The organism is Duganella sp. Leaf61, from assembly GCF_001421905.1.
GTDB classification, from domain to species: domain Bacteria; phylum Pseudomonadota; class Gammaproteobacteria; order Burkholderiales; family Burkholderiaceae_D; genus Rugamonas; species Rugamonas zoogloeoides.
Map to the genome: position 1 here is coordinate 1 of NZ_LMLM01000009.1, position 12,327 is coordinate 12,327.

General features: G+C 63.0%; 12 protein-coding genes. 11 read left to right on the forward strand and 1 reads right to left on the reverse strand.

From position 1 onward, the window contains the following. Positions 1-464 precede the first annotated feature (464 nt). The 10 genes from ASF04_RS08650 to ASF04_RS08695 all read left to right on the forward strand — a co-directional run bounded on the left by ASF04_RS08650 (position 465) and on the right by ASF04_RS08695 (position 10,320). The gene (locus ASF04_RS08650) at positions 465-1,937 is read left to right on the forward strand and encodes a B12-binding domain-containing radical SAM protein (RefSeq protein WP_056140054.1); all 1,473 of its coding nucleotides are present in this window, start codon (positions 465-467) and stop codon (positions 1,935-1,937) included. A 126-nt stretch (positions 1,938-2,063) separates the two neighbouring features. After that, positions 2,064-3,191, forward strand: coding sequence for an ABC transporter permease (locus ASF04_RS08655; protein WP_056140057.1), 1,128 nt, complete (start codon positions 2,064-2,066; stop codon positions 3,189-3,191). Continuing rightward, a complete protein-coding gene (locus ASF04_RS08660; RefSeq protein ID WP_056140059.1) occupies positions 3,191-4,033 on the forward strand; it encodes an ABC transporter ATP-binding protein in 843 nt (280 codons plus the stop codon). Before ASF04_RS08655 ends, ASF04_RS08660 begins: the two co-directional genes overlap by 1 nt. Then, on the forward strand, positions 4,033-4,980 hold the full coding sequence (locus tag ASF04_RS08665) for an MlaD family protein (RefSeq protein ID WP_056140062.1): 948 nt from the start codon (positions 4,033-4,035) through the stop codon (positions 4,978-4,980). The genes ASF04_RS08660 and ASF04_RS08665 overlap by 1 nt, the downstream gene beginning before the upstream one ends. Positions 4,981-4,992: 12 nt before the next feature. Then, a complete protein-coding gene (locus ASF04_RS08670; RefSeq protein WP_056140065.1) occupies positions 4,993-5,595 on the forward strand; it encodes an ABC-type transport auxiliary lipoprotein family protein in 603 nt (200 codons plus the stop codon). 398 nt (positions 5,596-5,993) lie between these two features. Then, positions 5,994-7,130, forward strand: a complete 1,137-nt coding sequence (locus tag ASF04_RS08675) for a VanZ family protein (RefSeq protein ID WP_056140150.1) — start codon at positions 5,994-5,996, stop codon at positions 7,128-7,130. 28 nt (positions 7,131-7,158) lie between these two features. Further along, a complete protein-coding gene (locus tag ASF04_RS08680) occupies positions 7,159-7,476 on the forward strand; it encodes a ferredoxin (protein ID WP_019924487.1) in 318 nt (105 codons plus the stop codon). A gap of 14 nt (positions 7,477-7,490) precedes the next feature. Next, positions 7,491-8,153 carry an alpha/beta hydrolase gene (locus ASF04_RS08685; RefSeq protein ID WP_056140068.1) on the forward strand — a complete coding sequence of 221 codons (663 nt, stop codon included), beginning with the start codon at positions 7,491-7,493 and terminating at the stop codon, positions 8,151-8,153. Positions 8,154-8,201: 48 nt separating this feature from the next. Next, complete coding sequence (locus ASF04_RS08690) at positions 8,202-9,347, forward strand: D-alanyl-D-alanine carboxypeptidase family protein (protein ID WP_019924489.1); 1,146 nt, start codon at positions 8,202-8,204, stop codon at positions 9,345-9,347. Between the two features lie 64 nt (positions 9,348-9,411). After that, positions 9,412-10,320 (forward strand): aldo/keto reductase family oxidoreductase, encoded by a 909-nt coding sequence (locus ASF04_RS08695; protein WP_056140071.1) that lies wholly within the window; start codon positions 9,412-9,414, stop codon positions 10,318-10,320. 30 nt (positions 10,321-10,350) lie between these two features. Here ASF04_RS08695 and pssA read toward each other — a convergent pair whose 3' ends face one another. Next, positions 10,351-11,118: a CDP-diacylglycerol--serine O-phosphatidyltransferase gene (pssA, locus tag ASF04_RS08700; protein ID WP_056140073.1), complete on the reverse strand. Its 768-nt coding sequence runs from the start codon at positions 11,116-11,118 to the stop codon at positions 10,351-10,353. A gap of 213 nt (positions 11,119-11,331) precedes the next feature. Here pssA and ASF04_RS08705 point away from each other — a divergent pair, with 213 nt between their 5' ends. Further along, on the forward strand, positions 11,332-12,327 hold the full coding sequence (locus tag ASF04_RS08705) for a CAP domain-containing protein (RefSeq protein ID WP_056140077.1): 996 nt from the start codon (positions 11,332-11,334) through the stop codon (positions 12,325-12,327).

Here is a 12,327-nt window from a genome sequence, read left to right on the forward strand (position 1 = left end):
AGGCCACTATTTTCATAGCGCCTATTTCATTACTTCTTGTGAACATTTGATAWTTTAAGTATCACGCTGCAAGCAGCGTGTGCACTGTCATCAAACGTCCACACTTATCGACTGTTAATTTTTAAAGAACTTATTCGGTACTGCRTTTCGCKKCGATCGTTTTGTCTGCCGCGAAGAAGAAAGAGTATGAAGCGTTTAGCTTGTTTCGTCAACCTTCTTTTCCGTACTTTTTTACCTTCGCTTCACTCTGCATTTGCATGCGGTGTTCTGCGAGGGGGCGAATTATAGCCAAGCCCGCAGGNGTATGAAGCGTTTAGCTTGTTTCGTCAACCTTCTTTTCCGTACTTTTTTACCTTCGCTTCACTCTGCATTTGCATGCGGTGTTCTGCGAGGGGGCGAATCATAGCAAAGGCCGCAGCGGCTGACAAGGGTAAAATAACGGTTTATCCGATTTCGCCGCGCTCATGTCTATCCTGCTCACCACCCTCAATGCCCGCTACACCCACGCTTCCCTCGGTTTGCGCTACCTGTTGGCAAATATGGGCGAGCTGCAGGAGCAAACGCGCTTGCAGGAATTCGTCATCGGCGCCAAGACCACCGAGATCGTCGAGCGCATCCTGGCGTATTCACCGAAGATCGTCGGCTTCGGTATCTATATATGGAACGTCGAGGAAAGCACCAAGGTCATTGCCATGCTCAAGCGCGTAGCGCCGCACGTTATCGTGGTGCTCGGCGGCCCCGAAGTGTCGTACGAATCGAATGAACAGGAGATCGTCAAAATCTCCGACTACCTGATCACCGGCTGGGGCGACGTCACCTTCCCCAAGCTGTGCGGCGAGATCCTCAACGGCCCCAAGCCGCTGATGAAAACCCATGCGGGGGTGCAGCCGCCGATGGCCGAGATCAAGCTGCCCTACTCTTTATATACTGACGACGACATCAAGAACCGCACCTTGTATGTCGAAGCCTCGCGCGGCTGCCCGTTCAAGTGCGAGTTTTGCCTGTCCGCGCTGGACAAGACGGCCTGGCCGTTTGCGCTCGATGCGTTCCTGGCCGAGATGGAGTCGCTCCATGCGCGCGGCGCGCGGCTGTTCAAGTTTGTCGATCGTACCTTCAACCTGAATATCAAGACCAGCCTGAAGATCATGCAGTTCTTCCTCGATAAGCTCGAAGCCAACCCCGACGATCCGGTGTACGCCCACTTCGAGCTGGTGCCCGACCACCTGCCCGACGCCCTCAAGGAAGGCATCAGCAAGTTCCCGCATGGCGCGCTGCAGTTCGAGATCGGCATCCAGAGCTTCAATCCGGCAGTGCAGACGCTGGTGAGCCGCAAGCAGGACAACCAGAAAGCGGCCGACAATATCCGCTGGCTTACCGAACAATCGCACGCGCACATGCACGTTGACTTGATCGCGGGCCTGCCCGGCGAGACGGTCGAGAGCTTCGCCGAGGGCTTTAATAAACTGTGGGCGCTCAATCCGCACGAGATCCAGTTCGGCATTTTGAAACGCCTGCGCGGCACGCCGATCATCCGCCACACCCAGGAATACGGCCTGGTGTTCGATCCGTATGCGCCGTACACCATCCTGGCCAACCGCGATATCGACTTCGCCACCATGCAGCGGCTGGTGCGCTTTGCCCGCTACTGGGACCTGGTGGCCAACTCGGGGCGCTTCACCAATACCCTGCCGGTGCTGCTCGGCGACTCTGCGTTCGAGCACTTCATGGCGTTTTCGGACTGGTTGTACGCCAATACCGATGCTACCCACCGGATTGCGCTCGAACGGCTGGTGGCGATGGTGGGCAAATACCTGCAGGTGCGCGGCATGTACAAGCTTGATGCCGATGCGCTGCTGGCCAGTGATTATTCCGGGCCCAAGACCAAGGCCGTGGAGACGCCGGCGCCCAAGCGGCAGGCGCGCAGGCTGGCTGCTTGATCCGCCGCCCCGCAACCCGGAGGGTGGCAGTGCGGGTCCCGGCTCTGTCTTTTGGGCTGACTGGCGCACGCCTGCATCGACGAACACAGGTGGCGGCCCGGGCGAAAGTCCCTTAAACTGGCACATATGCCTACTGCCCAAGAGCCTACCCTCACCCTCACCCCTGGTGCCGCCAACGGTCCGTCCATCGCGGCGGGCGGTACCTGGCAAGTCCATGCACTGGCACAGGGCAAGGCCATGGCCACCATCACGGGCATGCTCAAGTCACTCAAGGCCGACCAGTTACGCTGGGACCTGAGCGCCATCGACAGCATGGACCACATCGGCGCCCAGCTGCTCTGGAACGCCTGGGGCAAAACCCGCCCCGCCAACCTGCACCTCGCACCGGGCCAGGAAGAATTCTTCAACCGCCTCGAAGCCACCGGCAAGATCGAACTGCCCAACACGCGCCAGCACCGCCTGACGCTGGTAATGAAGCTCGGCTTCGCGGTGATGCTGTTCTTCGAGCACATGACGGCGTTCATCCGCCTGATCGGCCAGCTCACGCTTGATCTCGGCCGCTTCATCCGCGCGCCGCAGCGCGGGCCGTGGAAGGAAATCTCGGCCAATATCTTCCATGCCGGCTTCCAGGCGCTCGGCATCACCGCGCTGGTGGGCTTTCTGATCGGCGTGGTGTTCTCGTTCCTGTCGGCGCAGCAGCTGCGTAACTTCGGCGGCGACATCTACCTGGTCAACCTGCTGGGCATGAGCATCATCCGCGAACTCGGGCCGCTGCTGGCGGCGATCCTGGTCGCGGGCCGCTCCGGCTCCTCGATCACCGCCCAGCTGGGCGTGATGCGCGTGACCGAAGAACTCGACGCCATGCTGGTGATGGGCATTTCGCACGGCTTCCGCCTGATCATGCCCAAGGTACTGGCGCTCGCCATTGCGATGCCGCTCTTGGTAATCTGGACCGATACCGTGGCGCTGATCGGCGGCATGATCTCGGCCAAAGTAGAGCTGAACCTGTCGCCGCAGTACTTCCTGCTGAAACTGCCGGAGGCGGTCCCGCTGGCCAACTACATGATCGGCATCGGCAAGGGCGTGGTGTTCGGCGTGCTGATCGCGCTGGTATCGTGCCACTTCGGCCTGCGCATCAAGCCCAATACCGAGAGCCTCGGGCGCGGCACCACCACCTCGGTGGTTACCGCGATCACCGCCGTGATCCTGGCCGACGCCGTGTTTGCGATCGTCTTCTCCGGTGTGGGGTTCTGATGACTGAAGATGACAACAGCTGTGGCCCCGGCACCGGCGAACTGACACTGGACGGCAGCGTGCCGATCGTGGACATCACCGGCCTGTGGACCAAGTACGGCCGTACCGTGGTGCACCAGGACCTCAACCTGGAAATCGAACAGGGCGAGATCATGTCCATCGTCGGTGGCTCCGGCACCGGCAAGACCACGCTGCTGCGCCAGATGCTGGGGCTGGAACGTCCCGCGCGCGGGTGCGTGAAGGTTTTCGGCGAAGATATCAGCGAAATCAACGCCGAGCAGCTGCAGCAGTTGCGCAACCACTGGGGCATGTTGTTCCAGCAGGGTGCGCTGTACTCGGCGCTGACGGTGTTCGAGAACATCGCCCAGCCCATGCGCGAACTGAAGGTGCTGCCCGAAGACCTGGTGCGCGATGCCGTGCTGCTGAAAATGAATATGGTGGGCCTGGGACCGGAACAGGCGAACAAGATGCCATCCGACCTGTCGGGCGGCATGGTGAAACGGGTGGCGCTGGCGCGCGCGCTGGCACTGGAACCGAAGCTGCTGTTCCTCGACGAACCCACGGCCGGCCTCGACCCCGACCTGTCCGAAGCGTTCGTGGCGCTGATCAAATCGCTGCACCGCGAGCTGGGGCTGACGGTGGTGATGGTCACGCACGACCTGGACACGCTGTTCGCACTGTCCACCCGGATCGCCGTACTGGCTGAAAAACACGTGATCGCCCTCGGGCCGCTGCAGGACCTGCTCAAGGTCGATCACCCCTTCATCAAGGAGTTCTTCCTTGGCGACCGCGGACGCCGCGCGCTGGAAGCACTCGATGAAAAGACCAACAAGGAGCACTGATGGAAAACCGATCGCATGCACTGACCACCGGCTTTTTTACGATCACCTTGCTGATCGCGGCCATTTTGTTCGGCATCTGGTTCAACCAGGACCGCGTGGAGCGCGTGCCCTACGTGATCGCCACCACCCAGGCGGTGCCAGGCCTGAACCCGCAGGCGCCGGTGCGTTATCGCGGCCTCGAAGTCGGTAAAGTGGGCAGCATCGCCTTCGATCCGCAGATGGCCGGCCAGATCCTGGTCACCCTCAACATCAATACCGATGCGCCGATCACCCGCACCACGTTTGCCACGCTGGGCTACCAGGGCGTGACCGGGATCGCCTTCATTTCGCTCGACGACGAAAAAACCGGTTCGCCGCTGCTGGCCACCAATACCGACCACCCGGCCCGCATTCCGCTGCGCCAGGGTTTCCTCGACCAGGTGGAAAAGCGCGGCCGCGAAATCCTTACCCAGACCGAGGAAGTCACGCGCCGCCTGAACACCCTGCTCAGCCCCGAGAACCAGAAGATCATGCTGGCCGCCTTTGCCGACGTGAGCACCACCGCCAACAAGTACCGCGACCTGCCCGAAAAGCTCGAACCAACGATCGCCAGGCTGCCGGCGCTGGCCAACCACGCGCAAAGCACGCTCGACTCGTTCAACGCGCTGGCCACCGACCTCAATCGCCTCAGTACCAGCCTGCAGGCGCCTGATGGCCCGATCCAGCGCGTCAGCGATTCGGTCGAGCGCATCACCACGTCGGTGGAGTCGGTGGCGGGCGGCCTGGAGATGGACACGCTGCCGCAGGTCAATTCGCTGTCGGACGACACCCGCGCCTCGATGCGCGCCGTGCGCCGCACCATGAACAAGATTAACGATCGTCCGCAAAGCCTGATCTTCGGCGCGCCCGGCATTCCGCCCGGGCCCGGCGAAGATGGATTTGCTGCACCGATTGCACCGGCCAAATAAGGATCACCCGTCATGACCAACCTGCGCAACCGTTTTGCCATCGCCGCCCTGGCCGTCCTGCTGGGCGCCTGCGCCAGCAAGGGCCCCACCCAGGCCCACTTCGACTTCGGCCCGCTGCCGCAACCGGCCGCTGTTACCGCCGGCAGCATCGCGCCGATCATCGTGGCTGACATGACCGGGCCGGCGGCGCTCGATTCGGAACGCATGCACTACCGCCTGCTGTACGCCGATGCGCGCCAGCAGCGGCCCTACGCCTACAATCAATGGACCGCGACGCCGCTGCAGCTGATGACGCAGCGCCTGAAGGCGCGCATCGCCCAATCGGGCGTAAAAGTGCTGTCCACCACCGATGCGGCGGCAGGCGCCATGCTGCTGCGCACGGAGCTCGACGACTTCGCCCATAACTTCGACAGCGCCACCGCCAGCAACGGCACCATCACGCTGCGCGCCTCGGTGTTCTCGAGCCACAAGCTGGTGGATCAAAAAAGCTTTACCCGCAGCGTGGCCGCTCCCACGGCAGATGCCGCCGGCGGCGCCCGCGCGCTGGCCGACGCCGCCGATGCATTGTCGGGCGATGTCCTGGCCTGGCTGGCAACCCTGCCAGCGCCAAAATAATGACGGAGAGACCGCCGGCGCCAGCGCCCGCGCCTGAATTGCCGCCAGATCCAGTGGCCGCTAATGCGAAAACGCCGGATCTGGCGACTGCAGCGACGACTTCGACGGCAGCCATGGCGCAAGCTGATGCTGAGGTCCCGGTTCCGGCTCCGGTTCCTGCAGTGCCTTCTGCCACCGCTGCGACCGCGTCAACCGCTGCTGCCACGACTGCGCTGCCAGACGCCGAGCCACGCGACGCCACAGGCGCCCCGGGTGGACAAACGGCTGCGGCTACAGCGGCGACATTTGCAGCGGCTGCCACGCCCGGCGCCCTGCCAGCCGCTTCTTCCCAGCCAGCACCAGGCGCCAAGCCTGGCAGGCGTGGCCGGCGCGCCAGAAACCCCAAGCCACCAAAGCCGCTGCCCACGCCCGCGAGCAAATCGTCACCACTGGCCCGCGCCGCGTTCCTGGCCTACCTGCTGCTGATTATTTACGCCAGCTGGTTCCCGTTCTCGGGCTGGCAGAACCAGGGCCTGTCGCCGTGGATTTTCCTCGAAACCTATACCATGCCACGGTACTGGACCAAGTTCGACGCCATTACCAACGTGGTCGGCTACATCCCGCTCGGCACCTTGCTCGTGTACGCGCTGTACCCGCACGTGCGCAAATTCTTCGCCTTCTTGATCGGCGCGACGGCCGGGGTGCTGGTGTCCGGCACCATGGAAGCGGTGCAGACTTTTCTACCCACGCGGGTATCGTCCAACCTCGACTTCTGGACCAACTCCGCCGGCTGCACGGTGGGCGCGCTGATCGGCGTGCTGACCGTGCGCCGCCTGCTCGACCGCAGCCAGTTGCAGCGCCTGCGCCAGGCATGGTTCGCGCCGCACGCCAGCCAAGGCCTGGTGCTGCTGGCCCTGTGGCCGCTGGCGCAGATCTATCCGCAAAACTTCCTGTTCGGCCTGGGCCAGATCCTGCCGATCCTGTCGGACTGGCTGTCGTGGGCAGCCGATGCCGAGATCGACCTGGCCAGCTATATCCGCCCGGACGTGGTGCTCACGGTGGAGCAGTACTGGCTGTCGGAAACCATCATTACCGCCTGCGGCATGGTCGGTGCATCGCTGACGCTGCTGTGCCTGCTGCGCAAACCGTCGCCCCGGGCGATGCTGGTCGCGGCCATGATCGCCAGCGCGATCCTGGTCAAGGCGCTGGCGTCGGCGCTGCTGTTTGCGCCCGAGAATGCGTTCGTGTGGATGACGCCCGGCGCCGAAGGGGGCTTTTTGATCGGCGCCATCATGCTGGCCGGCCTGGGCTTCGCGCCGCACGCGGCGCAGCGGCGGGTGGCGGTGATTACGCTGCTGCTGGCCCTGGTGATCATCAACACCACGCCGGCCAACCCTTACTTCGTGGCGACTTTGCAAACCTGGGTGCAAGGCAAGTTCCTGAACTTCAACGGTGCCGCGCAATTCCTCAGCCTGCTGTGGCCGTTCTTTGCGATCTGGTTCCTGTGGCTGCCGTCCCATAAGCTCAACGCCGCCGGCCAAGGGCGGGTATCATAGAGGATTACGCCCAACCCGAGATACAGCCATGAGCGACACGCCATATTTCAAGCACCACGTCTTTTTCTGCATGAACAAGCGCGATGACGGCCGCAACAGTTGCGGCGATCACGGCGCCGAAGTCGCGCAAAAGCACGCCAAGAAACGCTGCAAGGAACTGGGCATCAACGGTCACGGCAAGGTGCGCATCAACCAGGCTGGCTGTCTCGACCGTTGCGAGGAAGGCCCGGTGCTGGTGGTCTATCCCGAAGGCACCTGGTACACCTACGTGGACAAGGAAGACATCGATGAAATCATCGACAGCCACATCGTGGGCGGCAAGGTCGTCGACCGTCTGAAAATCTGATTACCGAATACATCATGACCGTAGAAAAATTCACCCTGGCCGGCGCCGCCGGCAACATCGAAGGCGTACTCGACCACCCGGAAGGCGCGCCGCGCGGCATCGCCCTGGTGGCCCACCCGCACCCGCTGTTCGGCGGCACCATGGACAACAAGGTCGCCGTCACGCTGATGCGCACCTTCGTCAAGCTCGGCTACGTGGTAGCGCGGATTAACTTCCGCGGCGTGGGCAAGTCCGAAGGCGTGCACGACCATGGCCAGGGCGAAACCGACGACATGGCGCAAGTCCACGGCTGGATGGTGGAAAAATTCCCCGGCCTGCCCTTCGCCTTGTCCGGCTTTTCGTTTGGCACCTACGTGCAGTCGCAGCTGGGCCAGCGCCTGGCAGCTGCCGGCACGCCGGCCGAGCGCCTGGTACTGGTCGGCGCTGCCGCCAAGAAATGGCAGATGGCCGACATTCCGGCAGACACCATCCTGATTCACGGCGAAAACGACGACACGATTCCGCTGGTAGATGTGCTCGAATGGGTGCGTCCGCAAGATATCCCGGTGCTGGTGATACCCGGCGCCGACCATTTCTTCCACCGCAAGCTGCACCATATCAAGGGCTGGGTCACCCAGCTGTGGCGCCGCCCTGGCGATGTTGCCGACTTGGAAACGGACGGAACCACGGCGGACTAAGCTTTTATAATGTCCGCTGCTTTTTTTAACTCTACACCGAACACGCCCATGAAAAAATTTATCGCGGCACTGGCCACCAGTGTGCTGATGCTGTCCGCCGCTGTGGCCCAAACCCTGCCGCCACCGACCATTGCCGCCAAATCGTGGCTGTTGCTGGACGCGACCAGCGGCCAGATCATCGCCTCGCAAGACCCGAACCTGCGCATCGAACCCGCTTCGCTTACCAAGATCATGACCGCGTACGTGGTCTTTGGCGCGCTGCGCGACAAGAAAGTCACGCTGAACCAGATGGTCAACGTGTCCACCCGCGCCTGGAAGGTCGATTCGAGCAGCTCGAAGATGTTCATCGATCCGGCCACGCCGGTCAGCATCAGCGACCTGCTGCACGGTTTGATGATTCAATCGGGTAACGATGCTGCCGTGGCGCTGGCCGAAGCAGTCGCCGGCGACGAGTCCGCTTTCGTAGTGATGATGAACAAGGAAGCCGAGCGCATGGGCCTCAAGTCCACCCGCTTTGCCAACCCGCACGGTCTGCCAAGCCCGGACAATTACTCCACCGCGCAAGACCTGTCGGTGCTGGCCAAGCGCGTGATCCTCGACTTCCCCGAGTTCTACAAGATCGATTCGGTCAAGAGTTTTACGTACAACAAGATCACCCAGCAGAACCGCAACCGCCTGCTGTGGCTGGACCCGACCGTGGACGGTATGAAGACGGGCCACACCGAAGCGGCCGGCTATTGCATGATCGCCTCGGCGCGCCGTCCGAACGGCACCGGCGAACGCCGCCTGATCACCGTGGTGCTGGGCACCAACTCCGATTCCACCCGCACGCAAGAGAGCCAGAAGCTGCTCAACTGGGGCTTCCAGAACTTCGATACCGTCAAGCTGTACTCGAAAGGCCAGGCGATTGCCACGCCGGAAATCTGGAAAGGCTCGAAGAGCGAAGTCAAGATCGGCTTCACCAACGACGTGCTGGTCACGGTGCCGAAGGGCGTCGCAGCCAAGCTCAAACCTGTGCTCGAGCGCAAAGACCCGCTGGTCGCGCCGCTGGCGCAGAACAGCCGCGTCGGTTCGCTGAAGATGATGGTCGATGGCAAGCCGCTGCTGGACTTGCCGGTGGTCGCGCTGGAAACCGTGGAAGAAGCGTCGATCTTCGGCCGCGCCTGGGATTCGATCCGCCTGTGGATGAAGTAATCGTCGCTTAGCACCGTACAGCCCGCGCAAGCGGGCTTTTTTATGCATCTATTGGAAAGACTTTATGAGCCACACCTGTCCTGCCATCACCACCAGCCCCAACGGTCTGTCCCTGTCGCGCATCGTGGCCGGCATGTGGCGCATGAATGAATGGGGCATGTCGCCGCAGCAGCGCCTGACCCTGATCGAACAATGCCTGGACCTGGGCGTAACCAGCTTCGACCACGCCGACATCTACGGCGGCTACGAGGTCGAGGCCACCTTCGGTGAAGCGCTGGCCATCAAACCGTCGCTGCGCGACCAGATGCAACTGGTGAGCAAGTGCGGCATCAAGCTGATCAGCCCGGCCCGCCCGGATCACACCATTCAGCACTATGACACCAGCGCCAGCCACATCATCGCCTCGGCCGAGCACTCGCTGCGCCAGCTGGGCACCGACCACCTCGACCTGCTGCTGATCCACCGCCCCGACCCGCTCATGGATTTTGACGAGATCGCCGGCGCGTTTGCGCGGCTGCGCCAGGATGGCAAGGTCAGGCATTTTGGCGTATCCAACTTCAGCCGCCACCAGTTCGAGTCGCTCAACCGCCGCATTGCGCTGGCCACCAACCAGGTCGAGTTTTCGCCGCTGTGCCTGGCGCCGATGTTCGATGAAACTTTCGATGGTTTGCAAGACCTGGGCGTGGCGCCGATGATCTGGTCGCCATTGGCTGGCGGCCGTCTGTTCAGCAGCGACGAGCCGGCCGCGCAGCGCGTGCGCGCCAAGATTGCCGAAGTGGCCGATGCGCTGCAACAGCCGTTTTCCAGCGTGGTGTTCGCGTGGATCATGCAGCTGCCGTGCCGCCCGATCGGCCTCACCGGCTCGGGCCGCATTGCCGCCATCGCCGAAGCAGTGCAGGCCACGCAGTTCAGCCTGTCGCGCACGCAGTGGTTCGAGATCCTGCGTGCCGCGCGCGGGCACGAGGTCGCTTGAGTTAAAGGACGCGCCGCAGGTTATCGAGGTCTACAGCACGTCCTCGTCCTGGTAGATGACCGGCGGCGCGATACCGGTCCAGCCGGTGCGCCACGCCAGGTTGAGCGCCAGCGTGCCGACGATGTACACCAGGAAGAACAGCACGAAATAACTGGCCTTCAACCACACCAGCAAGCCCACGTTGATCAGCAACGCCACGATCAGGCCCGCGCTCATTTTCTGCTTCGAGCTCGGGAAGCGCACCGTGGACACCATCAGACTGCCCACCACGAACAGCAGCGCCACGATCCCCGCCGCGTGCAGCATGGTCGTCGGCCGCTCGGGCCAAGCCACCACCACGGCCGCCACGCAAGCAGCGCCGGCGGTGATCGGCATGCCGACGAAATAGCGCGGATCGGTACGGCCCACGCTGACATTGAAGCGCGCCAGCCGCAAGGCCCCGCACGCGACAAAGAAGAAGCTGGCGATGCCGCCGGCGCGCAGCAGGGTTTCCGAGTCCAGGCCCACGTGCACGAAGCCGTAGCAGTACAGCAACAGCCCCGGCGCGCAGCCGAAGTTCATCACGTCGGCGATCGAGTCGAGCTGCATGCCGAACTCGGACTGGGTATTGGTGGCGCGCGCCACGAAGCCGTCAAGCGCGTCGAACACGCCGGCCAGCACCAGCAGCACGGCCGCCAGCCAGTAATCGGACGGGTCGCCCACCAGGGCGTTATCGACGGAAATGACGATGCTGCCGAAGCCGCAGGCGATCGACATCAGGGTCACCATGCTGGGCAGGGCAAATTTGGCGCGGCGCATGCGCGCCTGGTTAGTAGGTTTCAACTGGCAATCCGAAAATGCCGGCAAGCGGCGGGTCAGGCGCAAGCTTACCATTGTCGTTACCAGGTCAGGCACCCGGCACGCGGGCTGGCATTCACTGCACGCGCCAATTGCGTGCTTCACGTGGGAAATCTGGCTTAGAATCGTCGGTCAAGGTCCGCATCGAACGGACCTACTTCAGGAGTAGAAGCCATGCGTACCATCCGTCGCCCGTCGTTGCCTGCATCCCCCACCCTGCTGGCGGCAGCCGTGTTTGCCGCGCTGCTGGCGGGCTGCGGTGGCGGCGGCGGTGGCGAGAGCAGCGCCCCCGGCGCGGTCGTGACCGCCCCGCCCGATCAGACCGGCACCCCGACCACGCCCACGGTTCCCTCCAACGCCCCTGCGCTCACGGGGAATACCGCTACCGACGGCTTCAACTGGTTCAACTACCGGCGCGCAATGCTGGGACTGTCCGAGCTGACGCGTAATACCACCATCGACACAGCGGCACTCGGACATTCGCAATATCTGCGCCTTAATAACACCATCTCGCACGACCAGGCCACCGGCCAGTCCGGGTTTACCGGCATCAAGCTCACCAACCGCCTGGCGGCGGCCGGCTACACGCTCGGCGGTCGCTGGGCTATTGGCGAAGTCATCTCGGCCGCCAGCAATACCTCGGGCCATTATCACGCGGAAGAACTGATTGCGGCCATTTATCACCGCTTTGTGATCTTCGAGCCTGTGTTCAAGGAAATCGGCACCGGCGCGGTGACCGCCAACGGGACCTACACGTATTTCACAGCTGACGTGGCCGCTAACAATGGCCTGGGCTCGGGCCTGGGTGCGGGCAAGATCGCCGTCTATCCGGTTGCCGGCCAGACCGCCGTGCCCACCAATTTCTTCAGCGACCGGGAAGAGCCTGATCCCGTGCCCGACCAGAACGAGGTCGGCTATCCGATCAGCGTTCATGCCGACAGTGGACGTTCTGGCAACCTGACCGTGCAGAGCTTTACTGTGGCCCCGCGCGGCGGCGCGGTGCTGACCACCCGCCTGCTCAGCCACGCCAGCGATGCAGCCACCGGTAGCACGGTAGCTGCCATCGTGCCGCTCACTGTACTGCGTGGCAACACGACCTACGATGTCAGCTTCCGCGGCGCGGTGCACGGCATGGCGGTGGCGCAGGACTGGTCTTTTACCACCCGCTGA